Source organism: Xanthomonas sp. LMG 12462, from assembly GCF_009192885.1.
In the GTDB taxonomy this organism is placed as follows: Bacteria; Pseudomonadota; Gammaproteobacteria; order Xanthomonadales; family Xanthomonadaceae; genus Xanthomonas_A; species Xanthomonas_A sontii.
This window is the reverse complement of sequence record NZ_NMPP01000043.1, coordinates 1-25733: the sequence shown is the minus strand read 5'-3', so window position 1 is coordinate 25733 and position 25733 is coordinate 1. Positions and strand designations below refer to the sequence as shown.

Below are 25733 nucleotides of genomic sequence, written 5' to 3'. Positions count from 1 at the left end.
TTCAAATTCGCTTTTCAGAAGAACATCATGTCTCTTCGTTTCAAGGGCGCCGATCTGCGCCTCGTGCTCGCGGAAGCCGCCGCTCAACGCTGCAAGATCGTCTTGGTGAAGGACCACGGCGTGTACTGGCTCGCCGCGCGCGGTGCTCGCACCAGCGATGGCCGCCAGAAGCTGATCGCGTACGCGGTGGGCTGCAATCCGAACACCGACCCGTTCGATGACTGGTGGCACACGGCGAATGTTGAACTAGGCGGCGACGACTTCGCTGAGCACATCGACCCGGACGATGGTGTGTTCGCAAAGGTTCTGGCCGGCGGGTATGACCTCGAACTGTCTGCCACACCCGAGCAGCTCACGATGCTGGCCGTTCTCTCCGAAGGCACGCACTGAGTTCGCTCTGCCTCCCACCCCCCGCCAAGCGGGGGCTTTTTCTTTGCGGCAATGCGGCTGCTGGTCGATCGCGTTGAGGCTGGCTCGCCGACGCGATCCGCAGGACGCTCCGTGCATGCCTGCCGACAGATGTCGGCGACATGCCCGGCAACCCCCGGTCTTCGAGGTTGCGCGTAGCGCCCGCTGCGTGGCCGGACCAGTTCGCTTCGCATCACTTCGCGAACGGCCTCCGATTCCTCGGGGGCGCATGCATCTTTCCACTCAACCCAGCGCGGGGCTTTGCACCTTTTCCCGCTCGACGGGCCGGTGTGCCCCGATTCCAGTCCACCTCGCGGATAGCCATGTCCGCAGGGGCTGGCTCCGCGATCTTTCCAGGAGCCACGCTATGGCGAACAACTACTACGAGGCCACCGGTGTCCTCGTTCTCAACCAAGTTACTCCGGTCATCCGTGCGCTGTTCAGCGAGTTCCGGGTGGATGCCGATTATCCCGGCAACGGCGAGGCGTACATCGCCCTCCGGTCCGACAGTTCCCCCAGCTGGGACGATCTGCGCGAGACGCTGACCGACCTGGCAAGGTCGCTCGCCCTCATCCCATCACCGGACACCCTCACGCCGATCGGTGAGGTGCTGCAGGTGCTCAGCGACCACTTCTGCGCCGACCGCAACACGGCGCTGGATTCCATGATCCAGCGGGACGACTTCGGGGACGCCGCCGATCTGAAGGACCTGTTCCTGCTCGCCACGTGCTTCGATGACGGGCACCACCTTCGTGAGATCCGCTTCGAAGGCAGCTGCCGGTTCGACAAGCTTCGTCTGTTCGAGTTCGGTGGCGCGGGCCACTACATGAGCCGCGAGTTCGCATTGGACAGTGCGTCCAGCGACGCACTGCAACTAGGCCCTCTGATCCGCAGCGCCCTGTCGAGCAAAGACTTCGCCAGCGCAGGGATCATCGTTGCGCGCGAAGCGCTGCGGCTACTAGCCGGCATCCGAGACGCGGTCCAGCGCGATCAGGTGCAGCGCGCCGCCATCTGGAAGTTGATGGAAGACCTCGTTGACCGGGGAGAGGAATGACATGCCTCTTCGCTTCCGAGGCGTCGAGCTGCGCCCAGTCCTCGCCGAAGCCATCCGGGAGCGCTGCCCGGTCGTCCTGCAGCGGGGTGACGGCGTGTACTGGCATGCCGCATGCAGTCCGCCGCACTCTCGCGGATACCTCACTCCGATCGCGTACGCGCTTGGCTGCGACCCGCGGGTGAATGCTTTCGAGCACTGGTGGGGGCGGGCCTGCGACACACTGGGCACCGCCCCCGTCTGCAGGGCGTTCGACCCCCGAAATGTCGTATTTGCATGCATCCTGTACGGCAATTTCGATCTGGAGTTGTCGGCGGAGCCCAGCCCGCTGACGGTACGACCTGTCCCGGCAGGCACGCTGTTTCACCACTGAGCCTCATCTGGTCCCCAGCCCCCGCCATACGGGGGCTTTTTTTTGCTCAATGCGGTCGCACAGCGGTACGGGTTCTGGCTGGCAGTGCGAGGCGGAACGCAGGACGCTCCGCGCATGCCTGCCGACAGAAGTTGGCGACATGCCAGGCAACCCTCGGTCATCGAGGTTGCGCGCAGCCGCCAGGCTGCGTGACCGAACCAGTTCGCATCGCATCCATCGCGCGAACGGCCACCGGTTTCCGGTGGCGATGCATCCGCCTGTTCAACCCACCGCGGGGTTACGCACCTCTCCCCGCACGATGGGGTCGGTGTGTCTCCGCTTCATCCAATGGAGCACCACCATGACTACCTCATCGTCATCCAACGCGAAGTCCTACTTCGATCTCCACACCTCGGGCATCGGGTACTTGAAGAACGTCCGCGAGGTTCCGGTTCGCGGCGGTCGCCGCGCGCAGCCCTTCCTCGCATGCAAGATCGACGCGTTGATCGGTCGCGCAAGGGACCCGATCTACCGCACCTTCGATCTGAAGGTCTCCGGCGCCAAGGCCAAGGAACTGGTCGAAAGCTACATGTGCGTGGACGACCGCCGGAAGCGGCCTCTGGTCCGCTTCCGCATCGGCGACCTCTGGCCCGATCCGTTCATCCGCACTGAAGGGGAGCGCAAGGGCGAAGCGGCGGCGGGCCTCAAGGGCCGTCTGCTGAAGGCCGATCTGGTCGATCGCGGCGAGTTCATGCGCATCGAAACACACGAGCTCATCACCCGCGGCATTGGCTATCTCAACAGGCCCGAGGACGTCCGTCCGAAGGACGGAGATCCGTTCCTCGCCTGCTGCATCGCGGCGCTGGCCGGGCCGACCGACGAGCCCGAGTACCGGTACATCGAGGCGAAGGTGAAGACGGAATCCGCAGCCCACCTGGTACGGCGTTGCGTGCAGGCCGTGGAGGCCGAACGCAAGGTGCTCATCTCGTTCCTCCTGAACGACATGAAGATCGATGCGTACCTCCGCACCAAGGGGGAACGCGCCGGTGAGGCCGCCGCTTCCCTGGAGGCCAACCTGGTCCACATCGGGCTCATCAAGATCGATGGGCAGAAGGTCTATCCGCTGGCCGCGCCGGCTCCCGACGCGCCGCCGGCCGAGGACGCCTCCGCGTCCCAAGCCGAGGGCGCCTCCGACTCGACATCCGTCCAAGCCCCCGAGCCCGCCGAACGCGAGCCCGTGAGCGAGGAGCAGGAACGAGAGCCGGAAGCGATCGAGTCGTTCTGACTCCGGCAGGGCCCCGCACGGGGCCCCGCCCATCTTCTCCCGAGCGAACGCAAGGACATCACCATGGACACCACCACACCCGGCGAGCGCCCGGCGCCCTCGCCCATCATCGTTCCGGGCCAGCTGACGCTGCGCACGATTCGCGGCCGCAATGGTCCGTTCACCGTCGGACGGCTCACCACGCACCTGGGCGTTTTCGCGGTCAAGGATGCGGAACTGGAACAGTACCCCGAGGGACGCTACGACGGAGAGTTCGTCATCCGCTACATCTTTCCCAAGTCCTATCCCGTTGGCGACGGCATGCGGTTCGAGATTCGCGCCAACTTGGACGGCATGACGCTCCACGGCATCGACAAGCTGAGCCGTGACGAGGCGCGCAGCTTTGCCACGCAGGACGTCGATCCCCTCGATGAAGAACAGGGCACTGCTTCCGCCGCACGCCAGCCGACTCCGGCAACGCCAGCCAAGCCCGCGACGCCGTCCATTGGCGCCGCGATGTCGCAGGCATCGGCGGATCCCCTGATCGATACCACACCGTTCGGCGTGGAGACGCCCTCTTCCGCACACAGCGCAGCCAGCCAGGCGCAGGGTGCGCCTGAGAACGAGGACGCGGCGCTGTTCGGCCTGCTTTGGCCGCTGCAGGACGGCGTGAAGCTCGATTCGACCATCGACCGGCGCACCTTGCGTGCGCAGATCGCCCGCCTGGGCGAGCTGGGCTACGTGCTGGACATCAAGGCACAGGTCTGGAGCCGCTCCGCGGTGACCCAGGCCGCGTGATCGCCCGCACCGCACCCGCGGTGCTTCCCATCCAACCGCCGGGTGCGCCTCTCCTTTGGGAGGCGTCCGGCTCCATTCTTCAGGAGGCCCCTCATGGGCTGGTATTTCTCCCCCCGATCGCGGTCTGAACTGATCGCCGAACTGATCGCTCCGAAAGAGACGGAGCGCGCTAGCGTGAACGTCATCGCTCACGCTCTGCGCGGCAACGTGCTGTGGTCCGTGGTCGAAATGACCGCCAAGGCCGAAGGCGTACATCATGACCTGGCGGCAGGCCAATCCCTGCGCTACATCCGCTGCGATCTTCTCGAACGCAGCGGTGGCCAGTGGGGCCACAAGCCGCTGGACGAGTCCATGCACCCGTACTACTACTCGTGCCCGCTGTCCTATCTGGACCTCGCGCCGGAGCAGTCCGCCGACTGGCGCGCAGGCGTTCGCGCCTACCACGCACGGCGGCGAACCCCTACCGCATCCGCGCCATCCGTCGCGGTTCTGGTGTCCTGAGCCGGGAGGAACCGACATGGACCCGATTCTTTCAACGCTCTCTCGGACGTTGCTGGCTTTCGTCGAAGGGCAACTCTCCAACGACGAGACCTCCGCCGATGAAGAGCTCCTGGAGCACTTCGTCGCCAACGGTCTGACCGAGGACCAGGCGCGGCAGGCACTGACCTATCGCGCGCAGTACCTGGGCAACATCTACCTCGACGGCTTCACGCCCATCACCGCAGCCGGCGACGTGCTGCGCTTCAACCCGTACAGCCGGCGATTCGAGCCAGCCTGAACGCCATCACTCCACCCCAGGGGGCTGCACTCGCCCCACCGGGCAGTGCTGTCCCCGCCTATCCGAGGACATCACCATGCCCACCACCGATTCCCGATCTTCCCCGCTCTACCGCATCGACGAATGCCCCGATGTCATGGCCGACGCGTGCGTTGGCGACGAGCAGGGCGGTCTCGTCTTCCTCTCGATCTGGGCCCGCGACACGGCCGTCCAGCAGTTTCTCGCTCGCCTGACCCTGGGCCGCGACGAGCAGGGACTGCAGCAGTTCCACGTCATCACAACCGAGGGCGGCAGCGTTCCGGTGTTTGTCGGCAACGTGGATCGCCTGGAAAAGCGCATGACCCGCGCCTACCGGAGAACGCTCTTCGGCTCCCTGTCCAACGTGTGGCTGTTCGACCGGCGCTGCGTCAGGCCTGACAAGGCAAACGCCAGCGCCCTGGCCGTGCTGCCGAAGGACAGCCACTGCACGCTGGACCGTCTCTGGTCGCTCGTGCGCGATACCTGCCCGCTGCCGCTGCTTGACCACTGGAGTGAGCCGGTACTCGATCTGCTGCGGGGCGAGGACATGCTGGCGCCCCTCCCCTTCGCCCTGGGGCCCCTCGAAGGCCATCGGCTCGCGATCGACGTTCCGGTCCTCACCCAGGCCCTCGGCGGCCTGATCCGCAGCGGAGTTCTGTGCGTCGAGCCGCGGCGTCTGCCGCAGTCCATCGGACGGGCGCCACAGCTGTCGCTCGACGCGGTGGCCTGAGTTCCGCATCGGTCGTGCTGGCGGCAAAACCGCCGGCACGACCGCATTCCTTCATCCATCCCAAGGAGCATTCCATGGCGCTCATGTTCGCGCGGCTTGCCCGCAACTTCATCAAGAACGGGTACTTCCCCACCGACGAATCCACGCTCGAAAGAGCCCTCCAGGCACTGGTACCCGGCAACGGGCCGATGTGCATCCTCGATCCCTGCGCAGGCGAAGGCGCCGCCCTCGCCGAGGTCGGCCGCGCCCTCGGGAGCGAGCGCACTCAGGCGTATGCGGTCGATTTCGACGCGGAGCGGGCACGCCATGCCCGCGGCCTGGTCGATCACTGCCTGCACGCCGACCTGATGGACACGATGATCTCCAGGCAGGCTTTCGGGCTGCTGTGGCTGAACCCGCCCTACGGCGACCTCGCCAAGGACGTGAACGGAAACATCGGCTACCAGGGCCAGGGCCGCGCCCGCCTCGAAAAGCTGTTCTACCAGCGCACCCTGCCGCTGCTGCAATACGGCGGCGTGCTCGTCTTCATCGTTCCGGGCTACGTGCTGGACGCGGAGCTGGTCGGCTGGCTCACGCGCCACTATGCCGACTTGCGGATCTACCGAGCGGTGGACACGCAGTTCAAGCAGGTGGTGATCTTCGGCCGGCGCATCCGGCAGCGCGACCTGGCTGGCGATGCGGCAGCCGCCGCACGCACCCTTCTGCTGCAGGTCGGGCACGGCGAGGTGATCCCCGATGAACTGCCCAGCGAATGGCCGTTCATGCCTTACATCGTTCCCGCGAGTGTGTCGCCACCGGAGCACTTCTTCCGCGTGACCATGGAGCCCGAGCAGTTCGCCGACGAAGTCGGCCGGCTGCGCGGCCTCTGGCCGATGCTCGATACGCACCTGGGCGCCGCGCAGCAGTCGCCGCGCCCGCCAGCGCGTGCCTTGTCTCCGTGGCATCTCGCCCTGGCGCTGGCCGCCGGTGCGATCTCGGGCGTGGTGCGCTCCAAGGCGGGCCGCGTGCTGATCGTCAAGGGCGACACGCACAAGGACAAGGCGCTGCAACGCGAGTTCACAGAACGCGAAGACGGCTCGATCGCCGAGACGCGCATCCTCACCGACAGGTTCGTGCCGGTGATCCGGGCCTGGGACATGACCCCAGGCTCTCCCACGCTGGGCGAGGTACTGACCATCCGCTGAGCCCCGCCGTTCTCATCAACTACAGAAGGAGAACCACCATGTTTCCACTGTTCCAGCGGCGCAAGCCGAGCACGCAACCGCTGTTCATCCCTGGCACGCTGCAAATGAGCGATCAAGTGCGTTGGCTCGCGAGCAATGGCCTCATCGACCCGCTGCCGTATGTCCAGCGCCATGTGCGTGGCGACTGGGGCCAGATGGGCGAAGCCGAGCGACAGGCCAACGACATGGCACTGGAATGCGGCGCTCCGATGACCTCGCGGTTTCCGATCACGCCGCGGCTGTCGCTGATCGTCATCACCAGCGGGGACCACGGCAAGACCGTCGTGCAACTGCCCGAGGAACGGGCCGTGACCTGACCTGCAGGCGTTTCCCGCAGGCCGCGAGCGCCTGCAGCTTCTGATCCCCTCGGCCACGAGCCGAGTCTTCTTCCCACCCCGGGGCATGCCATCGCCCCATGGGGGAGGTGCATGCCCCATTGCTTTGGAGCATCACCATGTCTCTCGATCTGAAAACCACCGCCGATGCGGAGCCCGTGCAGGGCGAACTGCTCGATGCGGAACCCGCCCTGTCCCTGAGCCTCACCGAGTTCGTCTCAGAATTCGGCGACGAGCTCCTCGAATCGCTCAATCGCGCCAACCCGCCGGTCTATGCCGGCAAGCCGAGAGCGCACCGCGAGCGCGTCATCGCGAGCCTCAAGCGCCGCCTCTTCCCCGCCCAGGCGGAAGTCGTCCACGCGGCCGTCGAGCTGCTGATCGACCGCGGCGAGCGCGCCGCGTTCATCAACGGCGAGATGGGCTGCGGCAAGACCACGGTGGGTATCGCCACCGCGGCCGTGCTGCACGCCGAAGGCTACCGCCGCACGCTGGTCCTGTCGCCGCCACACCTGGTCTACAAGTGGCGCCGCGAAATCCTCGAAACCGTGGCAGGCGCCAAGGTCTGGGTGCTCAACGGCCCCGATACGCTGGTCAAGCTCATCAAGCTGCGCGAGCAACTGGGCGCGCAGCCCGGCGGCCAGGAGTTCTTCGTGCTGGGCCGGGTGCGGATGCGGATGGGCTTCCACTGGAAGCCCACCTTCGTCGCCCGGCGTACGCGCCACGGCCACGTGGCCGCCTGCCCGGACTGCGGCACGGTCATCACCGACCTCGACGGCGAACCGGTCAGCCCGGTCGCGCTGGAAGCGGAGGAGTACCGCAGGAAGTGCAGCCACTGCGCCGCCCCCCTGTGGACGCTGATGCGTCCTCGCACCCTGTCCGGCAGCGACCAGTCCTCGGCCGTGCTGAAGGCGCTCAAGCGCATCCCCACCATCGGCGAGGTCACGGCCCAGAAGCTGATGCGCAAGTTCGGCGATGGCTTCCTGGCCTCGATGCTGGGCGACAACATCCATGAGTTCATCAACCTGATGGATGGCGACGGGGAGCTGGTGTTCTCCGACCGCCAGGCCACGCGCATGGAACGCGCGATGGCCAACATGGAGTTCGGCTTCGGCGAGGGCGGCTACCAGCCTTCGGAGTTCGTCAAACGCTACCTGCCGAACGGCACGTTCGATCTGCTCATCGCCGACGAGGCGCACGAGTACAAGAACGGAGGCAGCGCCCAGGGCCAGGCCATGGGTGTGCTCGCATCGAAGTGCCGCAAGTCGCTGGAGCTCACCGGCACGCTGATGGGGGGCTACGGCGATGACCTGTTCTACCTGCTGTTCCGCGCCCTGCCCGGGCGGATGATCGAAGACGGCTACCGCCCCTCCAAGAGCGGCAGCATGGCCTCAGCGGCCATGGCGTTCATGCGCGACCACGGCGTCCTCAAGGACATCTACTCCGAGAGCGCGGGCACGGCGCACAAGACCGCCAAGGGCAACAAGGTCAGCGTGCGCACAGTCAAGGCACCTGGCTTCGGTCCGAAGGGCGTGCTGCGCTGCGTCGTGCCGTTCACGATCTTCCTGAAGCTGCGCGACATCGGCAGCGATGCGCTCCCGCCGTACGACGAAGAGTTCCGAGAGGTGCCGATGACACCGCCACAGGCCGCCGCCTATGCGGCGCTGTCCGTGCGACTCACCACCGAGTTGCGGCAGGCACTGGCCCGCCGCGACACCACTCTGCTGGGGGTGGTCCTCAACACGTTGCTGGCGTGGCCGGACACGTGCTTTCGCGCGGAGAACGTCGTGCATCCCCGCACGCGCGCCACCCTCGCGTTCGTTCCGTCCCAGTTCCACGACATGGAGGTCATGCCCAAGGAACAGGAGCTGATCGAGATCTGCCGGCAGGAGAAGGAGCAGGGCCGGAAGACGCTCGTCTATACGACGTACACCGGCAAGCGCGACACCACTTCGCGGTTGAAGCGCCTGCTCGAACTGGAGGGCTTCAAAGTCGCGGTACTGCGGGCTACCGTCGATGCCAGCCGCCGCGAGGACTGGATCGCCGAGCAGGTGGACCGGGGCATCGATGTCCTCATCACCAACCCGGAGCTGGTGAAGACCGGGCTCGATCTGCTGGACTTTCCGACGATCGTCTTCATGCAGTCCGGCTACAACGTGTATTCGCTGCAGCAGGCGGCGCGCCGGTCCTGGCGCATCGGCCAGAAGCAGGACATCCGGGTGATCTTCCTGGGCTACGCGGCGTCATCACAGATGGCGTGCCTGCAGTTGATGGCACAAAAAATCATGGTGGCGCAGAGCACGTCGGGAGACATCCCGGAAAGTGGGCTCGACGTGCTGAACCAGGACGGTGATTCGGTGGAAGTGGCGCTCGCGCGCCAGTTGGTGGCCTGAACGTTCGGCAATTCACGGCGGCTCCCTCGGGAGCCGCATTTTTTTGTGCGCCCATACCGTGTCGGTCAACTCCCCCTACTTCGGGCGGGTACGGGTAACCCATTGTGTGTCGCCGCGCCAGGGCTGACGCAAGTTGTGCGATGGGACTTTGCACCGCTCAAAGCGTGGGCGGCGGACCGCTTGGTCACGTCATCGCTGCCGCTCACGTTGGCCGCAGCTCTGAATTGCTTCTTAACACTTTGCAGCAGAAAGGTGTCTAGAGTCGGCTCCGCTCGCTGGCCCCACAAACGCCAGTGACCGACGCCGGAAGGATGCCGCGTTGCCGCATTCGACCGCCCGCAAGGACGAACGGGAGACGACATGATGGGTCGATTTGCATGGACGTGGGGGATGCTCTGCTGCGTGGCGCTGATGCCGGCCAGGGCCGAGGTGCCGGGGGAATGCGCGGCGCTGTTCCAGGATGCCGGGGCCATTCCGGGGACGCAGAACTGCCGCACCGACGCTGGCAACGCAGACTTCGGTCTCGGCACCTACTACTGCAACAATCCCGACATCATCGCTGAGTATTGCGGCGGCGCGGCGACGAAGCCCTGGGACGTAGGGAAGAACAACCAATGCAGCGTGACCACCGGGTCCATCCAGGTGGGCAATCCGATCAACGCGGCGCTCGGTATCAAGCTCCAGACCGAGACCGATGTGCGCGATGCATCTGGTCACCTGTCGCTGCAGCGCCACTACAGCAGCGTAGCCATCGATGCCAATCCGGGAAGCGTCTTGGGGCCGCGCTGGAGGCACAGCTTCCAGATTGCGCTGACGTCCGCTGACGAGGGCAGCACGCCGGTGCGCCGTCTCAACCTGCCCAGCGGCGACAGCTATCGCTTCGTCAACCAGGGGCAGGACGTGTGGCAACCCGACGCGGACGTGCAGGAACGCCTGCTGCCGGTGATGCAAGGCGGGGCGCAGACCGGCTGGGACGTCGTGGGTGCCGACGAAACCCGCTATCGCTTCGATATGAGTGGGAAGCTGGTGCGCATCGCTTACCTCGATGGCGACATTCTGACTCTCCGCTACACCAGCGGCGGCGCGCTACAGGACGTCACCGACGTACGTGGCCGCCGGCTGCAGTTCACTTATTCCAATGAACGGTTGGCCTCAGTCAAGCGGCCGGATGGGCGGCTGGTGAAGTACGTCTATGTCCAGCAGAACCTGAGCAAAGTCCAGTACCAGACCACGGATGCCACGACGCCGGCGTTCTCCACCCTCAGCTACGTCTATGGCGACAGCAACGATCCGCTGCTGCTGACCGGCATCGTGGATGAATCCGGCCAGGCCTATGCAAACTGGGAGTACGACAGCCAGGGCCGCGCCGTGGCAAGTCGCCACGGCGGTGCGGACAGCGACATCGACCATGTGGCGATCAGCTTCGGCTCACAGCAATCGCAGGTGACCGACGCGCTGGGCAATGTCGTCACCTATTCGTACGAGTTCGCCCTGGGCCGTGCCAAGCAGACGGCGGTTGACCAGCTGTGCAGCCAATGCGGAGCTTCGCAGGTCAGCCAGCGCAGCTACGACGCCAACGGATACCCGGATCTGCTCACCGACTTCAAGGGTGTGACGACCGATGATGACTACGACAGCCGCGGCCTGCTGACCCAGAGGATCAGCGCGGCCAACGATACGGACGGGCAGAAACGTACGGAGCAGACCGACTGGCATGCCGATTTCAGGATGCCATCCGAGCGCCGCATCTACGATGCGTCGAATGCATTGGTGTCGAGGTGGAGCTGGACCTACAACACGCGCGGTCAGGCGCTCACGGCTTCGCGTACCGACCCCGCCACTGGTACGACCCGTACCTCTACGACGACCTACTGCGAGCAGGCCGACGTCGATGCAGGCCGCTGCCCATTGGTTGGCCAGGTGACTTCGGTGGATGGCCCGCGCAGTGACGTCACCGACAAGGTGACGTACGCCTACTACGCCACAGACGACAGCACTTGCGCCACGTCCCCGACCACCTGCCCGCACCGCAAGGGCGATCTGTGGAAGGTGACCAATGCGGTCGGCCAGGTCACAGAGTACCTGGCCTACGACGGCGCCGGCCGCGTGCTGTCGGCGAGAAACGCCAATGGCGTGGTCACCGACTACACCTATCACCCGCGCGGTTGGCTGACCGCCAGCAAGGTGCGCGGAGCCGACGACAGCAGCGAGAGCGACGATCGCATCACCGCGATCGACTACTGGCCGACTGGTCTGGTCAAGCAGGTGACCCAGCCCGATGGTGCGTTCACCCGCTTCACCTACGATGCGGCGCACCGGCTGACCGATATCGCCGACAACGCCGGCAACACCATCCACTACACCCTGGACAATGCCGGCAACCGGTCCAAGGAGGACACCAAGGACGCCTCGGGCACGCTCAAGCGCACCCTCTCTCGGGTGTACAACCAGCTTGGCCAACTCGCGACGCAGGCCACTGCGCAGGGCGATCCGACCGACTTCGGTTACGACGCCAACGGCAACACCAAGAACGTCACCGACGCGCTCGGTCACGTGACCCAAAACGACTACGACCCGCTCAGCCGCCTGGCGCGCACCCTGCAGGACGTGGGCGGCATCGCCGCCGAAACCAAGTTCGGCTACGACGCACTGGACAACCTGACCAAGGTCACCGACCCCAAGGGCCTGGACACCACCTACGCCTACAACGGCCTTGGCGACCTGACCAAGCTCACCAGCCCGGACACCGGCAGCACCACCTACACCTACGACAGTGGCGGCAATCGCGCCACCCAGACCGATGCGCGCAACATCAAGACCAGCTACGGCTATGACGCGCTGAACCGGCTGACCCAGGTCACCTATCCGACCACCAGCCTCAACGTCAGTTACACCTACGATGTCAGCCAGACCACCTGCGCCGGCGGCGAGATCTACGGCGTCGGCCGCCTCACCCGGATGCAGGACGGCAGCGGCAGCACCGACTACTGCTACGACCGCTTCGGCGATCTGGTGCGCAAGGTGCAGACCACCAACGGCAAGGTGTTCGTGGTCCGCTACGCCTACACCAAGGCCGGGCAGCTGAGCCGCCTGACCTACCCGGACGGGGCAGTGGTGGACTATGTGCGCAACGCCCAGGGCCAGACCACCGAGGTCGGCGTGACTCCGCCCGGCGGCACGCGCCAGGTACTGCTGAACCAGGCCACCTACTATCCGTTCGGCCCGGTGGCCGGGTGGACCTACGGCAACGGCCGTCCGATGCAGCGCGTGCTGGACCAGGACTATCGCCCGCTGGCGGTCAACGACACCCGTAGCGATGGCCTGGCGGTGGGCTTCGCCTTCGACCCGGTCGGCAACCTCAGCGCGCTGACCGCGCCCGGCAACACCGCGCCGGTGATCAAGCTGGACTACGACCCGCTGGGCCGGCTGACCGCGTTCAAGGACGGCCCGACCGACACGGTGATCGACGGCTATACCTACGACGCCACCGGGAACCGCCTCAGCGCCAAGGTCAATACCACTACCCAGACCTACAGCTATCCGACCACCAGCCATCGCCTGAGCAGCGTGGCCGGTACCGCACGCGGCTATGACGCGGCCGGCAACACGACGGCCATCGGTGGCACGGCCGTGCAGTACGTATACGGCGCCCATGGCCGGATGACGCAGGTCAAGCGCAGCGGCACGGTGGTGGCGAACTATGCCTACAACGGCCGTGGCGAGCAGGTGCAGCGTGTGGGCAGTACCAACACCTATATGTTGTACGACGAGAACGGCCACTGGCTGGGCGACTACGACAACAACGGTGCTGTTGTGCAACAGGCGATCTGGCTGGATGATCTGCCGGTGGGCGTGCTCGCCAAGACCACGCTGCGGTACGTTCAGCCGGATCACCTGGGCACCCCGCGCGCGGTGATCGATCCGGCGCGCGATGTCGCCATCTGGCGCTGGGATATCAAGGGCGAAGCATTTGGCACCACCACCGCTGATCAGGACCCGGACAAGGACGGCGCAGCCTTTGTATTCAACCTGCGCTTTCTAGGCCAGCGCTACGACGCCGCGAGCGGGCTCAACCAGAATTACTACCGCGACTATGAACCTGGGACGGGGCGTTACGCGCAAAGCGATCCCACGGGCCTTCCGGCGAGTATTTCCACGTTTTCTTATGTAGATTCGAATCCTATCGGTGCATCCGATATTTTTGGGTTGCAGGCATCTAGGGCGATTGGATTCAGATACGTCCCCCCAGTGTACGCAGGTGACCGAGACAGAGAGCTGGAATTCAACGAGCCAAAGGTTGAGCTTCCCTCCCCTCTTGAGGTGATGATGCCCGCGTTCAATCAGATGACCATCATCCCGGCAATGATGCCCTATGCCATAAAGATGGTCCAAGCATGCACGGACGCCCATGATGAAAGTGACTGCGACACGCAATGGCAAAATGCCTATAAGAGATGCCGCGACCTTATCTATGAACAAATGCTGCAGCGGGCCGGCAGGAAGAAGAAACGGAGTGTCACCGGGGTTACCGGCGGGTATACTGATCTGTACCGCTGCGCAGCAGGACTGGTGAGCGAGCGTTGTGGCGGAAATTCTGTGGACTATGGGAGATGAGAGTGGACATACCGAAGGAATTGAGGGAAATCAGAAGACATGTGGAGAAGCGCGATTATCAAATCGCACTCGACATGTGCGACGATATTCTTTCTTCGGATCCATTTAATGATGAGGCTTTGCGTGAGAAATCATCTGCTCTTGTAGGGTTGGGGGATTTGAAAAAGGCGACACAAATTCTGGCAGATTTATCTGACAGAACAAACGAGCCGGCAGATTACTTTGACTTGGCGGGAGTGCACATTAGGTCATCAAATTATCCCGGGGCAATTAGTGCCTTGGATACCCTCATGGAAGTTAGTGAGCGAGAAGAATACGATTATTATGTTAGCTCTGCACTGTTCTTGAGGGCTTTTGCATTAATCGAAATTGGCGACGTGGGGCGCGCCCGAAGCGATGTAGTTCGAATTCCTGATGGCATGAGGTTTTGGGTGCCTGGACGGGGTTTGGTAGACGTAGAAAGCCTGAGGTCTAGGTCTGATAAAAGACCAAGCTTTAAACCGTCATGATGAGCTTGAGCGGGGCTGTACCTCAGGTCCCGGCTCATCGGCCAAAACGTCTGCGTACGTAGACGTTGACTGCGATGCGAAGTGCAAGACTCCAATCATTCGACGAATCAAGCAGATCACCAACCTCGCCATCCCCTCCATCAAGAACGGCACTTAACCGACAAGGTGACGTACGCCTACTACGCCACAGACGACAGCACTTGCGCCACGTCCCCGACCACCTGCCCGCACCGCAAGGGCGATCTGTGGAAGGTGACCAATGCGGTCGGCCAGGTCACGGAGTACCTGGCCTACGACGGTGCCGGCCGCGTGCTGTCGAACACCTACACGCTGTATGACGAGAACGGCCAATGGCTGGGCGACTACGACAACAACGGTGCGGTCGTGCAGCAGGCTATCTGGCTGGACGATCTGCCGGTCGGCGTGCTGGCCAAGACCACCCTGCGCTACGTGCAGCCGGACCACCTGGGCACGCCGCGCGCAGTGATCGACCCGGTCCGCGACGTGGCGATCTGGCGCTGGGATTTGAAGGGCGAGGCCTTCGGCACTACCGCTCCGGACCAGGATCCGGACAAGGACGGCACTGTGTTCGTGTTCGATATGCGCTTCCCGGGCCAACATTACGACGCGCTGAGTGGGCTCAATCAGAACTACTTTCGCGACTATGAGCCCGGTACGGGGCGGTATGTGCAGAGTGATCCGATTGGGTTGGATGGCGGAATCAGCGCTTATAGCTATGTTGGGGCAGATCCGGCCTCCTATCTTGACCCACTTGGGTTGCTGCGATTCCACCCCGGGGTAAAGCAGAAATATCCGAATACGGTGTCATACATCAATGGGCTGAAGGAGCGGATGACACCAAGAAAATATGAGGGTTTCGCTCGCTTTGGAAGAACTGGAAAAGATCATCTGGATCATCTTCTTGATCCGTGCGATGGTCCCGTCATAACGCCAAAATTTCTAAGGCATGAAAGCGGAACCTATAAGCGTGGCACCGGGGATATCCTGATTCACTCCAGCTACTTTGATCGGTACGAAGCCGGGGATCGTAGTGATGAACTGCTAAGAACTATAGACGCGACGGTAGAGCATGAGTTAGGTCATTTTTCAGAATATTTTTGGAATAGAAACAGATCAACCGCTGAGGAGGGATGGCAGTATGAAAATTTCGTCTATGGAACGCCGATTCCGCACTAGTCTGAATTTATCTGTTTTGTCCGTTTTGTCACTTGCAAGCATCGCATGTTCAAACGATGCTACTGCCGAGAAAGTTGCGCAGTGCAGTCCTCAGAGTATCGAGATATTGCTAGCAGTAAAAAACGACTCCGAGATTGCCGAGTATGGTGCGACACATTTAAAATCGCCTGATGTGCCGTTTCTTGCGAGTCAGATTAATTCTAATGAAAAGCTGTGTTCGGATGAGAGGCGCGGGGTAAGAGTTGTATACATAACTACACCGGGGTTTAGTCAGAGTCGGCCATTTATTAGCATTGATAAAATTTATTTCGATGATGATGCGGCGTTTGTGGAAATATCGTTCCCGCCCACGGGGAAAAATGCGGATGTATTTCTAAGAAAGAAGGCTGGAGTGTGGAGGGTGATGAAGAAAGAAATGTGGGAGTCGTGAGCTCTGGTGAACGATATGCAGCCATTTTAGGCCTAGTCAGTTGAGCTGCGCTGACGAAGAATTCTTTGCTTGCCAATGAGGAGGCTGCACGGAAATTGGCGAAATCTATTACCGACTTACCCACTTGGATCCGGCGATGCGCTTGCCCGACCTCCTCCCGGATTTAAGTAGCACGGTGCGTTGAGCCCGCATCGTGATCCGAGCGCGAAGGGTCCACAAACGCTGCCCGCTCTCCGGGACATCTGCCACCGTCGGCATACCGCCGTGGTCTTCATGACCATCGCGCCCCACGACCGATGCGTGGTCAGGCACGCATCCTCGTGCCTACCGCGAGCGCATCCTAGAAGCCATCCCCGAGCCGCTCTCCGATCATGGCCATCGTTCCCGGGAAGAGATGAGCCAGCAGTGCCCCGATCGCCAGGGCGACTGCTATGCTGGACACGGCCACAGCGGTCGCACGCATGATCCTCGCGGCAGAACTCCGGCGGGTTGTGGACGGGAATCCAGTAGTCATCTGCATGGACGAATAAAGCGGCAGATCAAGAATATGACAGTTCTTCTGGTACTTCTAGGCATCCTCGTCGGCGCGCTGCTGTACCGGAAGAAGCGAACTCGCTTGGCCCTCGCCGCTTGGCTCGGCACCAGCGCAGCGTTGATCCTCATCGGCTGCGGCCCTGGCGCCCAGGTTCTGGTGGATGGCGTTCAAGCCCGCTATACGAGTCTTCCACCCCCTCAATGGGGAGCCAGGAACGCGATCGTGGTCCTGGGTGCCGGGACAGAACGCATTGATGGCGCCGCCTCGCCGGAGGTCGGATTTCTGGCCTACGGCCGACTGGTGAAAGCGCTGGAGCTGTATCGCGACTGCAAAGCGACGGCAGCTGATTGCCGGCTGCTGCTCAGCGGCAGTGATGTGCGCAAGCATGGCCGTGCAGAGGCGGCCCTCTATGCCGACGCCCTGGTGCGGATGGGCGTCAGCAGGAACGACATGGTCCTCGACTCCAATAGTGCCAACACCTGGGAGAACGCGAGAAACTCGTCGGCGATGCTGAAGGCGCTCAAGCCCGACCGCACTGTCCTCGTGACTTCGGGTGTCCACATGCGACGCTCCCTGGAGTACTTCGCCCAGTTCGGAGTGCGGCCGACTCCGGCCAGGAGCGACTACCTGAGCCCGCTTCCATCCATCGTCCCGCTGTCGTACAACCTGACGGTCGCGGATATCGCGCTATATGAGTACCTGGGCATTGCGCGCCTGCACATCTACAACGTCTTGGGCCTGAACAAGAAGGTGCCCGATGCAGGATGAGGCCCAGGACAGCTCACTCACCTTGGTGGAAGTGGCGGACAAGCTGCGCCACAAGGAAATCGATGCGATCGTCAGCGGCTACCGCGAACGGTCCGTGTCCCTGAAGCGGACCGTCCTGGTCTTCGCGGTGATCGTCTGGGCCCTCTACTGGAGCCGCGGCGCGATCACCGATCCTCCCGACGGATGGCAGCACTTGTCGCTCGACCAGGTTCTCCCTATCGAGGCAACGAAGCTGCTGCCGTGGCTCATAGGCCTGCTGCCCGCCTGCGCGATCTGGATGGTGCTGCTGCGATCAGGAAAGATCCGGGAGACCGAGTTCGTCGATGGCGCTGGCGCGATCGCCAACTACATCATCATCGGGATGATGCTCTCGCTGGCGTGGAACCTGACGATGGCGAGCGCCACTGTCCTGCCGATCATCTGCATCATCATCGGCGCGCGCTTCGGCAGGCGGTACTTCTATCTCAGCATGCTGCTCGCCTGCGTCATCGTTGCAATCGCCGCACCCGAACACTACTGGGTGAAGCGTCCCGCGTTCGCTGTCTTCGCGTTCGGCTTCCTTGTCGGAATCCCGCTGATGACGAACAAGCTGCTTTCGACATTGTGGGTCATCTCGGCGCAGGCAGTGAGGTCTCGGGATGCGCAGAACCGATTCATCGCCACGATGAGCCACGAGTTGCGGACACCGTTGAACACGGTGATCAACGCAACCGCCTTGATCGACCGCTCGCAACTCCCAGAGCAGCAACGGGAACTGGTTGCATCGGCCGAAGTGAATGCCTGGGCACTGCTGGGCCGCGTCAACGATGTCCTGGACGTGGCCGCCATTGATCGCGGGCAGATGGCCTTCGACAACGGTCCGTTTCGGTTCTCGGAGGTATTGCAGACAGTGCAGGGCGTATGCGGCCCACAGGCGGTCGCCAAAGCCATCGATTTCGAGATCACCGGCGCGACCGACCTGCATGAAATCTTCGTCGGCGATCCGGCACGGGTGGAGCAGGTCATCAGCAACCTGGTCAGCAACGCGATCAAGTTCACCCCTGCTGGGGGCACCGTCACGTTGCGCATCATCGATTCCGGACCGGACATGGGAGGGCATCAGCGCCTGAGCATCCAGGTCATCGATTCCGGCCCTGGGATTCCCGATGCGGACAAGAGCAGGATCTTCGATCCCTTTTACAAGGGTGGCGGCTCTGTGGTGCGTGCGCAAAGCGGCGTGGGCCTCGGCCTCTACATCGTCAAAGCCGTCGCGGAGCAGATGGGTAGCCAGGTCGAGGTCTCCGACAACCCTGGTGGCGGATCCGTGTTCACCTGGAACATCGCGCTCGCGAGAGCCGCTCCAGGCCAGCAGGTGGATGCGCGCATTCCGCTGCACGAGGCGTTGGAGCGACACCGCGCCAGCATCCCGGCGATGAACTTCCTGGTGTTCGAGGACAACCTCCCGAACCGGCAAGTCATCCAATGGCTGATGAGCCTGGCTGGCCACTCGGTCAGATTTGCAGTGCCGGGAGCCGACCCCATCGAGGCGCTGTCGGCAGACAGGCCCGACGCCATCCTGCTCGATCTCCACATGCCCGAACGTTCGGGCTGGGACGTACTCGCGGAAATCGAAGCCCAGATGGGCATCCATCAAGCGCCTCCGATCGTCATCATCAGCGCTGATTCGGACCCCAACACGGTGACCACCTGTTTGCAGAAAGGCGCGGTGGCCTACCTGACCAAGCCGATCGCCCCGCACAAGCTTCTCTCGTCGGTACAGGCGATTTCCCACATGGCGCGACATCGAACCCGGGCCAGCGGAGCACACGAGGAAAACGCATGAGCGGCGAAGAGCGGGCCCGGTGATCGGAGGGCAAGCCGCCACTCGATGCCGCAAGAGCGCTCCATCGATGTCTACGCGCCGGACGCCACGCGGAAGCCGACGACCAGTTGCACTGCGGCGCGGGCCACGGCCTGGAAGCGTCGTTCCAGCAGGGCCCGATCAGTGACGTGGCAGGCATCCAGGCGCAGCTGCTCGCAAGCCGCAAGCAATTGCCGGGAGCCGATCGGCGCTATGGCATTCTTCAATGCGTGGACCCGTTCTAGCAGGTCTTCTTTGCCTGCGCACTGGGCTGAGCAATGGCCTTCCTCGGCGCATGCCTCAATGTCCGATATGACCGCATGGACGTAAGCGGCTGCGGCCTCCCCGGAAAGCGTGGACAGCATGAAGTCGAGGGTCGAGCCGGATTCGACTTGAGGCTGTTCGCACGTCGCTCGGGCTTCGGCCGACTCGTCGCCGCGCACCGACTTTCGCGGCATCAGCCTGATGTTGCAAAGCAGTTTGCGGACGTTGACCATGAGGCACACCTGGGCGTTTTCGAGGATGGGGCAGGAGGCACGTCGAGCCCCATGCGTCTTTCCTTGGCGAGCACTATGCAACGCTCCGCAGCGCATCTCCATACCACCTCATGGCCGGGTCAGCAAACTGAACCGGCACTGCGCCACCGCCTTCGACTTGTCGACCGCTCGCGTCTCCGGACCACGTACCTTGGATCGGCCTGAAATGCAGGCGATAGCTCCCAGAAGGGACGAGGACGACCATGAAAAGGATGAAGACGAGCATGCTGACCCACATCGCGCTGGCGGGCGCCCTGCTGGCTTGTACCGGCGCGGCCCAGGCATGCTGCCCCGACGGCGGCCACGGGGCACCGGCGGCCTCGGCCGGGCTGGGCGAAAGCCTGCCGAAGGCCCGGAACCTCGCGTTGGATCCGGCGTGGCGGATCTATGAGTTCTCGCGCGACGGTGTGACCTACCTGCAGATCAACGATGTGGCGGGCACGGTGCGAGCAGCCGTGGGCCGGGTCAACGACACGCTGTGGGTGTTGCCCATGGGTGCGGACGTCGCACGCGTGACCTTGCCGGCCAAGGGCACGGGCACCAGCGGGTCTGTGGTGTACCAGACCTCGGGCTTCGTCGTGCGCTTGGTGCCAGGCGGCAACGGCGGCGACTCCTGGCAGATCAGCGCCGCAGACTGAGGCCTTCGCCCACCGACTCCGAAACGAGAAAGCTGAGGCAGTACGCATGGCGGCGCCGGCAGGTGCCGCCATGCACTTTGAGCCGGGCAGCCAGCTCCCAATCCGAATCGTGGGCCACGGTACGCCCGCGTTCCAGCGGGGACGCGTCGGCGACGACGCAGAGCGCGATGCCCTGGCGACCACCCGCGCGCCAGACCCTGCCCTTGATGAGATGGCGCTTCGCGGGTGGCAGTGTTTCGATCACGTTGAGCACGCATCGGTACGCGACAAGCTGCAGCCCGAGGGAAAGCTGCATGGGATCGCCACGCAGGCGGCATTGGAACTCGGTATCGCAGAGATTGCTCATCGCGACCGATCGCAGGATGGCGTACAGCCCATGCGTCTCGATGCCGAGCGGGTACAGCGCAGTGACGTACTCGTCGAGCAACTGGGCCTGGATCACGCCCGTGCGCGTCATCTCCATGGCCGCGGCGTGCTGTCCCCGCGAGCGGAGGTGGGCGACGATGTCCGTGCGCAGCTTGTTGATGTGGACGGTGATGTCGCTGTACTCCACCACCCGGCGTCGCAGCGTGCGTTCCGCCTGCAGGTAGCTCGCCTGCGCGATCTGCCAAGCCTCCTGACGCTGGTGGCGGAAGTAGCTGGCATGCTCGAAGGCCGCGGACAACCGGGATCCGAATACGAACAGGCCGGTGGCCGCCGCCGCGAGCGCGATCTGCACACGGAATGCCTCGGCGTGGTACGACGCCAGCGTCATGGAATCCGGCAGCATGATCCCGATCGCCACGTTGGCCAGCACGACGCCGACAGCGGCACCACGCCAGCCGTGCAGCAGCGTGAGCACCAGCGAGGGCACGACCATCAGCGACATCAGGATCTGGTGCGACAGGCGATCTTGCGCGATGCAGGATGCCAGGAACAGCGCCACCACGGCTGCCGAGCCGAGCAGGCCATCCCTCGGCAGCCGCGGCCGGCCAGTCATCGGCTCCTCGCGGCGCAGCCATAGCAGGGCTGGGAGCGTGAACATCAGCATGCCCAGGTAGTCGCCCAGCCAGTAACGCGTGAGCGCTTCCAGCGGCGTCAGTGCGGTGTAACCCTTGAACACGGCATTCAATGCCATGTTGCACAGCGTGCTCCACAGCGCCAGCATCAAGGCCAGCGGCAGCAGCAGGTACTCCTGGTCCACCAGCCGCGGCAGCTGGCGCCGCGCGGCATGCACGGCCAGCGCCACGCAGGGCATCAACAGGAAGGGACTGGTGTACGCCCACACCGGGCTCGCGCCGCGCTCGACCATCGGCACGCGGATCACCAGCAGCGCGGCCGCATCACCGGCGAGCAGATAAGGCCACAGGCGATACGGCAGGAACAGCAGGGTCGCGGCGCGCAACCCCGCCGGCAGATACCACTGGTCCATCGAACAGCGCCACGCCAGCAGGAAGGAGGCACAGTAGCCCAAGCTGAGCAGAGCGCCTGTGGCGATGTGTTTTCCCGCTGCCATTCCAACCGGTCCGTGGCGTGTGGGCGCCACTGTACAAGCGCGGTTGGTGCGGGAGGTAGACAGTTCCCCGGACCATCGCGCTTGCGGCAACCTCCCAGGCGGACCACAGCTCCCAGCGACGTCCATGGCGGGGCTACAGCCCTCCATGGCCTAACTCGTGCGTTTCCTCCGGAGCGCCTCCCTTTCTTCGTTGAGGCGCTGCTGCCATTCTTCGTCGCGGCGCTGCCGCCGCTCCTCAGCGAGTTGCAGATACAGCGGCGGGTAGTACACGCGTGCCGGGCGATCTGGTGCGCCCCAGGTCTCCTCGCTCAAGATGTAGCCAGCAACCACGAGCAAAACGAACCCCAGCACGAGGCCAGTGTCGCCGAGCGGAGCGAGGGCATCGTGCACGAGGGAGCGGCCGTCCGGTTGAACGAAGGCGAGCAAGCCGTCCGCGACCGCGAGAAATGCCGTCGCAAAGACCAGATTGCCGATCTGATCCAGCTCTTCGCGGCGCTGCACTTCACGCCGCCAGGCAGCCTCGTACATGCGGAGCAGGAAATCGCTTTCCCTCTCCAGGGCGTACAGCTGAAGCTTGTGGGCTGCAACAAAGCCGTACGCCCCTTCCAAGTCATCGCGATCTTCGACCTCCAGGACGCCGCGCGCGAGGCGGCGGATGTGGTAACCCATCCAGCACACCAAACGACCCAGCGTTGGCAAAACGAAGCTGACCAGCAGCCCGAAGGTCGCCGCTGCAACGACGAGGAAACCCAGGTCCTGCCACAGCTTGTCGGTCGAAGTGGACCACTGAAGCAACCCGCTGCCCCCTTTCAGAACCAGTGCGCCATCAATGAAAAGCACGATGCACACGAACCGCATCACCCACTGAGCATCCCACGCCTTTTCCATCAGGCTGAAATGGGGCAGCCCCTCCTTCGCGTTGTCCTTCGATTTTTCTTCACCTGCCATCTCTGCGATCTCCTCTTCAGGTGTACGGTTCGGCAGAGAATGCATCTTCCCTGCCATTGATCGAACGCGGCTCAGACAACGAACCGGTCATGCATGCCCGGCAGGCACCATGTCCGCCACGCCTCGTCGAGCGCTGCCGTCTCCTCCGGCCTGGCGCACGCCGCCCCCGCCATCGCGAACAGGCGTCCCAGGCGCTCCTCCTTCTCCTGCGACGTCACGGCGCCACGTACCACCATGGGGCCGACGGCCATGACGATGCGATGGCAGATCTCCGGGTCGAGCCCATTGCTGTCCACACCAAAGCCCATCGCTCGGTTGGGGGTGAGCACCGGAGGCAGCGTGCGCAGGATGACGCGGTGCAAGGCCTTGTCTTCGGTCACCAGCGCGGGCGTCCCGACGAACTCGTAGCCGGCTTGGCGCAGCATGGGGACGCTCAGCCACAGGTTCAGGTCGCCGGCGCGATTGCGCAGGTACGGAAGGGTGATGTGGTCGGCCTCGTCCTTCTTTCCGGGCTGAAAACTCAGGAAGGATTCGAGATACGAGTATGCGGGCTTCGGGTCCCCATCGAGCTTCAGCGACTGTCGCCCCTTGAGCAGCACGCTGAGGGCCAGCAGCATGGCCATGCCGGTGAAGCGTGGCACATCGGCCTGCACCAAGGCGTCCAGCTTCGCGAGCGCGTCCTCCGGCGGCACCTTCTGCGACAGCAGCGACCGCATGAGCGCCACGTACGGGAAAATCAGGCTGAACTGGGTACGCAGCGCTGATTCGTTCTTTCTCAGCAGCGCGACCTGCTGCTGCGCAAACCTTTCGCGGAACAGGAAGCCCCGCGATGCCAGCGGCGCCAGCCTGTCGTTGACCCAGGCGGCCGGGTCAAGGCTCTCGCGGAGCTTCTGATTGGACATCCACTGCTCCATCAGCGCCGGCCACGAATTGAGTGTGTAGCGCGCGCGTTCCGCTGCCGGGATCTGCTCTGCCCATTCCGTGCGCGCGAGCGCATTGGTGTCGAGGAAAAGCTCGTAGGGCCCTGCACCCTTCGCTACGTTGACGAACGGCCACACAAGGGCGGTGGTGCTGGCTGGCGGAAGCCGCTCGCATCGCGCGGCGTACGGAATGGGCTGGTTGCTGGACTTCATGCTCAAGTTCCCCCTGCATTTCGATTTGTTATCAGCGTGAACGCCGGCGGCCCGGCAAAGCGCCACGCCGCGATCCCGATTGTTGCCTGACTCGACCACGGCACCGCGCGCATCGTCTCGATCACCCAAGTTACCGGGACGACCCGCATGCAGCCACACCCCTCGCCCGCCCCCCGCCGCTGGGGATTCGCCCCGGTGGCCGCCGCGGTCGCATCAGTCCTCTTGGGCGGATGCGCCAGCGCACCACCTGCCTACGAGGCCGCCGCCCCCAGTCCAGCGCCCCCGGCGTCGGCACCCGCCGGGGTTGACGCGGACCGACCTTCGCCAGTTCCGGTCACACGGCAGGGCCGCTACACCCTGGTCGAGCTCGGCGCCGAGGCTGGGCAGCGCGATCTGTTGATGCAGGTCATAAACGTCACGCTGCCATCGGCCGAAGGGGCCACGGTCCAGGACGGCCTGCAGTACCTGCTGCGGCAGTCGGGCTACCGGCTGTGCCCGCCCGACGCGGACAGCAGCACCCTTTATGCCCTGCCGCTGCCCGCGGCACATGTGCGTCTCGGTCCCATCACGCTGCGCGATGCGCTCCAGACCATGGCCGGCGACGCCTGGGCACTCTCGGTGGACGACACGGCGCGCATGGTCTGCTTTCACCGGTCCGGCGCCAGCGCCGCGGCGATCGAGCCGGCCTGGCTTCCGAAGGAGAAACAGCCATGGTGATCTCGCACCCGCCCGCCGGACGCCCCCGCGATCGTTGGGCTCTCTGGGCCTGCGCCATCGCCCTGATGGTCGTGGGCGGGGTGACCGCTTACAACACCGCTCAGTTGTCGCGCATGGCGCAGGAAGCCAAGCAGGCGAACGTCGATGCGGAAATGCAGAGCCTGGCGAGCAGCGTGGCGCAGTTGCGCGGAGCATTCGATGCCGCGCGCCGGCAACCGGCGCCCGTCAGCGAAGCAGCTTTCTCCACGGCACAGAAGGCAATCGGCGACCGGCTCACGGCGCTCGAACACGCACGCGAGGGCATGGCTCGGGCCGAGGATCTGGCGGCCCTGTCGTCGCGCATCGACGCACTGCAGGCCGAAGTCGCTGCCCGCAAGGCGGCCGCAGCGCCACGCAAGGCGCGTGCAGCGGAGTCCGCGGCGACCCGCGAGCGCGCGCCCTCCCCGCCCCCGTTCACCGTGCTCGGCAGCGAGATGCGGGCCGGGGTGCCTTTCCTGGCGGTCGTTCCATCCGGGCCGGGGTCGAACTCGCAGGTTCGGCTGCTCCGCGAGGGCGAGCAGGAGAGTGGGTGGCGGCTGGAAGTGATCGAGCCGCAAGCCGCCGTGTTCTCGGTCGGAGACCGGGTGCGCCGGCTGCCGCTGCGTGCGCGCTGAGGCGACCAACATGCGAGCGGAAAGCCCTTCAGCCATCGCAGTACACGTTGCGGTAAGCCTGTGCATCCTGGGCCTGGGTGCGCCCGGCGTAGCGCAGGCGCAGGCGGCGCGCGTCAGCGAGACCAGCACCACGGCGAGCACAGCACGGCCGTTGGCCGATGCGCACGACGACGAGGCCCGGGCGCGCGAATGGGGCCTGCGTGCGGAGGACTGGTCGCGCTACCGGACGCTGATGCAGGGGCCTCTCGGCATCTACTCCCCCAACCTGGATCCGCTGACGGCACTCGGCATCGAGGCACGCAGTGACGAGGAGCGGCGACGGTATGCGGAGCTCCAGGTGCAGGCCGAAGCCCGCCGCGTGCAAAGGACCCTG

Annotated in this window: 23 protein-coding genes and 2 pseudogenes; 21 read left to right on the top strand and 4 right to left on the bottom strand. The window is 64.3% G+C overall.

Features of this window, described 5'->3' with window-relative positions:
- The first annotated feature begins 27 nt into the window (after nt 1-27).
- The 17 genes and pseudogenes from CEK69_RS11230 (at nt 28) to CEK69_RS11150 (ending at nt 19222) form a co-directional block, all read left to right on the top strand.
- On the top strand, nt 28-390 hold the full coding sequence (locus CEK69_RS11230) for a DUF3085 domain-containing protein (RefSeq protein WP_148829121.1): 363 nt from the start codon (nt 28-30) through the stop codon (nt 388-390).
- Nucleotides 391-775: 385 nt separating this feature from the next.
- Entirely contained in the window at nt 776-1462 is a 687-nt protein-coding gene (locus CEK69_RS11225) for a hypothetical protein (protein WP_152245620.1), read from the top strand.
- A 1-nt stretch (nt 1463) separates the two neighbouring features.
- Complete coding sequence (locus CEK69_RS11220; RefSeq protein WP_152245618.1) at nt 1464-1832, top strand: DUF3085 domain-containing protein; 369 nt, start codon at nt 1464-1466, stop codon at nt 1830-1832.
- A 340-nt stretch (nt 1833-2172) separates the two neighbouring features.
- Nucleotides 2173-3096, top strand: a complete 924-nt coding sequence (locus CEK69_RS11215; protein WP_152245616.1) for a DUF3577 domain-containing protein — start codon at nt 2173-2175, stop codon at nt 3094-3096.
- A gap of 63 nt (nt 3097-3159) precedes the next feature.
- Nucleotides 3160-3873 (top strand): DUF3275 family protein, encoded by a 714-nt coding sequence (locus CEK69_RS11210; RefSeq protein ID WP_152245614.1) that lies wholly within the window; start codon nt 3160-3162, stop codon nt 3871-3873.
- A 93-nt stretch (nt 3874-3966) separates the two neighbouring features.
- Nucleotides 3967-4374: a hypothetical protein gene (locus CEK69_RS11205; protein ID WP_152245612.1), complete on the top strand. Its 408-nt coding sequence runs from the start codon at nt 3967-3969 to the stop codon at nt 4372-4374.
- 16 nt (nt 4375-4390) lie between these two features.
- Complete coding sequence (locus tag CEK69_RS11200) at nt 4391-4651, top strand: hypothetical protein (protein WP_148829114.1); 261 nt, start codon at nt 4391-4393, stop codon at nt 4649-4651.
- A 76-nt stretch (nt 4652-4727) separates the two neighbouring features.
- A complete protein-coding gene (locus tag CEK69_RS11195) occupies nt 4728-5399 on the top strand; it encodes a hypothetical protein (protein WP_152245610.1) in 672 nt (223 codons plus the stop codon).
- A gap of 74 nt (nt 5400-5473) precedes the next feature.
- Nucleotides 5474-6583 (top strand): DUF6094 domain-containing protein, encoded by a 1110-nt coding sequence (locus tag CEK69_RS11190; protein ID WP_152245608.1) that lies wholly within the window; start codon nt 5474-5476, stop codon nt 6581-6583.
- A 38-nt stretch (nt 6584-6621) separates the two neighbouring features.
- A complete protein-coding gene (locus CEK69_RS11185; protein WP_148829111.1) occupies nt 6622-6939 on the top strand; it encodes a methyltransferase in 318 nt (105 codons plus the stop codon).
- A gap of 137 nt (nt 6940-7076) precedes the next feature.
- On the top strand, nt 7077-9347 hold the full coding sequence (locus tag CEK69_RS11180) for a helicase-related protein (protein WP_152245606.1): 2271 nt from the start codon (nt 7077-7079) through the stop codon (nt 9345-9347).
- 360 nt (nt 9348-9707) lie between these two features.
- A complete protein-coding gene (locus CEK69_RS21275) occupies nt 9708-13961 on the top strand; it encodes an RHS repeat-associated core domain-containing protein (RefSeq protein WP_226975130.1) in 4254 nt (1417 codons plus the stop codon).
- 2 nt (nt 13962-13963) lie between these two features.
- Entirely contained in the window at nt 13964-14470 is a 507-nt protein-coding gene (locus CEK69_RS11170) for a tetratricopeptide repeat protein (protein WP_152245604.1), read from the top strand.
- Between the two features lie 315 nt (nt 14471-14785).
- Nucleotides 14786-15247, top strand: a pseudogene (locus tag CEK69_RS11165) (RHS repeat-associated core domain-containing protein); the annotation flags it as partial.
- A gap of 382 nt (nt 15248-15629) precedes the next feature.
- Nucleotides 15630-16097 carry a hypothetical protein gene (locus tag CEK69_RS11160; RefSeq protein WP_152245601.1) on the top strand — a complete coding sequence of 156 codons (468 nt, stop codon included), beginning with the start codon at nt 15630-15632 and terminating at the stop codon, nt 16095-16097.
- 547 nt (nt 16098-16644) lie between these two features.
- On the top strand, nt 16645-17400 hold the full coding sequence (locus CEK69_RS11155; protein ID WP_152245599.1) for a YdcF family protein: 756 nt from the start codon (nt 16645-16647) through the stop codon (nt 17398-17400).
- Entirely contained in the window at nt 17390-19222 is a 1833-nt protein-coding gene (locus CEK69_RS11150) for an ATP-binding protein (protein WP_152245597.1), read from the top strand. The genes CEK69_RS11155 and CEK69_RS11150 overlap by 11 nt, the downstream gene beginning before the upstream one ends.
- Nucleotides 19223-19293: 71 nt before the next feature.
- On the opposite strand, the gene CEK69_RS11145 is transcribed toward CEK69_RS11150, so the two are convergent.
- Nucleotides 19294-19737: a hypothetical protein gene (locus CEK69_RS11145; RefSeq protein ID WP_152245595.1), complete on the bottom strand. Its 444-nt coding sequence runs from the start codon at nt 19735-19737 to the stop codon at nt 19294-19296.
- Nucleotides 19738-20000: 263 nt separating this feature from the next.
- Between CEK69_RS11145 and CEK69_RS11140 the strand changes: the two genes are divergently transcribed.
- Nucleotides 20001-20414 (top strand): hypothetical protein, encoded by a 414-nt coding sequence (locus tag CEK69_RS11140; protein WP_226975129.1) that lies wholly within the window; start codon nt 20001-20003, stop codon nt 20412-20414.
- Here CEK69_RS11140 and CEK69_RS11135 read toward each other — a convergent pair.
- The 3 genes from CEK69_RS11135 to CEK69_RS11125 form a co-directional block, all read right to left on the bottom strand.
- Nucleotides 20398-21909, bottom strand: a complete 1512-nt coding sequence (locus CEK69_RS11135; protein ID WP_152245591.1) for an MASE1 domain-containing protein — start codon at nt 21907-21909, stop codon at nt 20398-20400. The genes CEK69_RS11140 and CEK69_RS11135 overlap by 17 nt on opposite strands.
- A gap of 150 nt (nt 21910-22059) precedes the next feature.
- The gene (locus CEK69_RS11130; protein ID WP_226975128.1) at nt 22060-22902 is read right to left on the bottom strand and encodes a hypothetical protein; all 843 of its coding nucleotides are present in this window, start codon (nt 22900-22902) and stop codon (nt 22060-22062) included.
- 26 nt (nt 22903-22928) lie between these two features.
- Nucleotides 22929-23990 carry a hypothetical protein gene (locus CEK69_RS11125; protein WP_152245589.1) on the bottom strand — a complete coding sequence of 354 codons (1062 nt, stop codon included), beginning with the start codon at nt 23988-23990 and terminating at the stop codon, nt 22929-22931.
- 147 nt (nt 23991-24137) lie between these two features.
- Here CEK69_RS11125 and CEK69_RS11120 point away from each other — a divergent pair, with 147 nt between their 5' ends.
- From CEK69_RS11120 to CEK69_RS11110, 3 genes and pseudogenes are all read left to right on the top strand, one after another.
- A complete protein-coding gene (locus tag CEK69_RS11120; protein WP_152245587.1) occupies nt 24138-24707 on the top strand; it encodes a PilL N-terminal domain-containing protein in 570 nt (189 codons plus the stop codon).
- Nucleotides 24701-25360 carry a hypothetical protein gene (locus CEK69_RS11115; RefSeq protein ID WP_152245585.1) on the top strand — a complete coding sequence of 220 codons (660 nt, stop codon included), beginning with the start codon at nt 24701-24703 and terminating at the stop codon, nt 25358-25360. The genes CEK69_RS11120 and CEK69_RS11115 overlap by 7 nt, the downstream gene beginning before the upstream one ends.
- 10 nt (nt 25361-25370) lie before the next feature.
- A pseudogene (locus tag CEK69_RS11110) lies at nt 25371-25733 on the top strand (TIGR03759 family integrating conjugative element protein); the annotation flags it as partial.

Excerpts from the sequence above, each read along its gene's own strand:
- CEK69_RS21275 (WP_226975130.1), top strand. The coding sequence starts at position 9,708 with ATGATGGGTCGATTTGCATGGACGTGGGGGATGCTCTGCTGCGTGGCG.
- CEK69_RS11225 (WP_152245620.1), top strand. The coding sequence starts at position 776 with ATGGCGAACAACTACTACGAGGCCACCGGTGTCCTCGTTCTCAACCAA.
- CEK69_RS11150 (WP_152245597.1), top strand. The coding sequence starts at position 17,390 with ATGCAGGATGAGGCCCAGGACAGCTCACTCACCTTGGTGGAAGTGGCG.
- CEK69_RS11140 (WP_226975129.1), top strand. The coding sequence starts at position 20,001 with ATGCTGACCCACATCGCGCTGGCGGGCGCCCTGCTGGCTTGTACCGGC.
- CEK69_RS11195 (WP_152245610.1), top strand. The coding sequence starts at position 4,728 with ATGCCCACCACCGATTCCCGATCTTCCCCGCTCTACCGCATCGACGAA.
- CEK69_RS11115 (WP_152245585.1), top strand. The coding sequence starts at position 24,701 with ATGGTGATCTCGCACCCGCCCGCCGGACGCCCCCGCGATCGTTGGGCT.
- CEK69_RS11205 (WP_152245612.1), top strand. The coding sequence starts at position 3,967 with ATGGGCTGGTATTTCTCCCCCCGATCGCGGTCTGAACTGATCGCCGAA.
- CEK69_RS11190 (WP_152245608.1), top strand. The coding sequence starts at position 5,474 with ATGGCGCTCATGTTCGCGCGGCTTGCCCGCAACTTCATCAAGAACGGG.
- CEK69_RS11180 (WP_152245606.1), top strand. The coding sequence starts at position 7,077 with ATGTCTCTCGATCTGAAAACCACCGCCGATGCGGAGCCCGTGCAGGGC.
- CEK69_RS11210 (WP_152245614.1), top strand. The coding sequence starts at position 3,160 with ATGGACACCACCACACCCGGCGAGCGCCCGGCGCCCTCGCCCATCATC.
- CEK69_RS11120 (WP_152245587.1), top strand. The coding sequence starts at position 24,138 with ATGCAGCCACACCCCTCGCCCGCCCCCCGCCGCTGGGGATTCGCCCCG.
- CEK69_RS11200 (WP_148829114.1), top strand. The coding sequence starts at position 4,391 with ATGGACCCGATTCTTTCAACGCTCTCTCGGACGTTGCTGGCTTTCGTC.
- CEK69_RS11135 (WP_152245591.1), bottom strand. The coding sequence starts at position 21,909 with ATGGCAGCGGGAAAACACATCGCCACAGGCGCTCTGCTCAGCTTGGGC.
- CEK69_RS11215 (WP_152245616.1), top strand. The coding sequence starts at position 2,173 with ATGACTACCTCATCGTCATCCAACGCGAAGTCCTACTTCGATCTCCAC.
- CEK69_RS11185 (WP_148829111.1), top strand. The coding sequence starts at position 6,622 with ATGTTTCCACTGTTCCAGCGGCGCAAGCCGAGCACGCAACCGCTGTTC.
- CEK69_RS11160 (WP_152245601.1), top strand. The coding sequence starts at position 15,630 with ATGAAAATTTCGTCTATGGAACGCCGATTCCGCACTAGTCTGAATTTA.
- CEK69_RS11230 (WP_148829121.1), top strand. The coding sequence starts at position 28 with ATGTCTCTTCGTTTCAAGGGCGCCGATCTGCGCCTCGTGCTCGCGGAA.
- CEK69_RS11145 (WP_152245595.1), bottom strand. The coding sequence starts at position 19,737 with ATGGTCAACGTCCGCAAACTGCTTTGCAACATCAGGCTGATGCCGCGA.
- CEK69_RS11220 (WP_152245618.1), top strand. The coding sequence starts at position 1,464 with ATGCCTCTTCGCTTCCGAGGCGTCGAGCTGCGCCCAGTCCTCGCCGAA.
- CEK69_RS11125 (WP_152245589.1), bottom strand. The coding sequence starts at position 23,990 with ATGAAGTCCAGCAACCAGCCCATTCCGTACGCCGCGCGATGCGAGCGG.
- CEK69_RS11155 (WP_152245599.1), top strand. The coding sequence starts at position 16,645 with ATGACAGTTCTTCTGGTACTTCTAGGCATCCTCGTCGGCGCGCTGCTG.
- CEK69_RS11130 (WP_226975128.1), bottom strand. The coding sequence starts at position 22,902 with ATGCATTCTCTGCCGAACCGTACACCTGAAGAGGAGATCGCAGAGATG.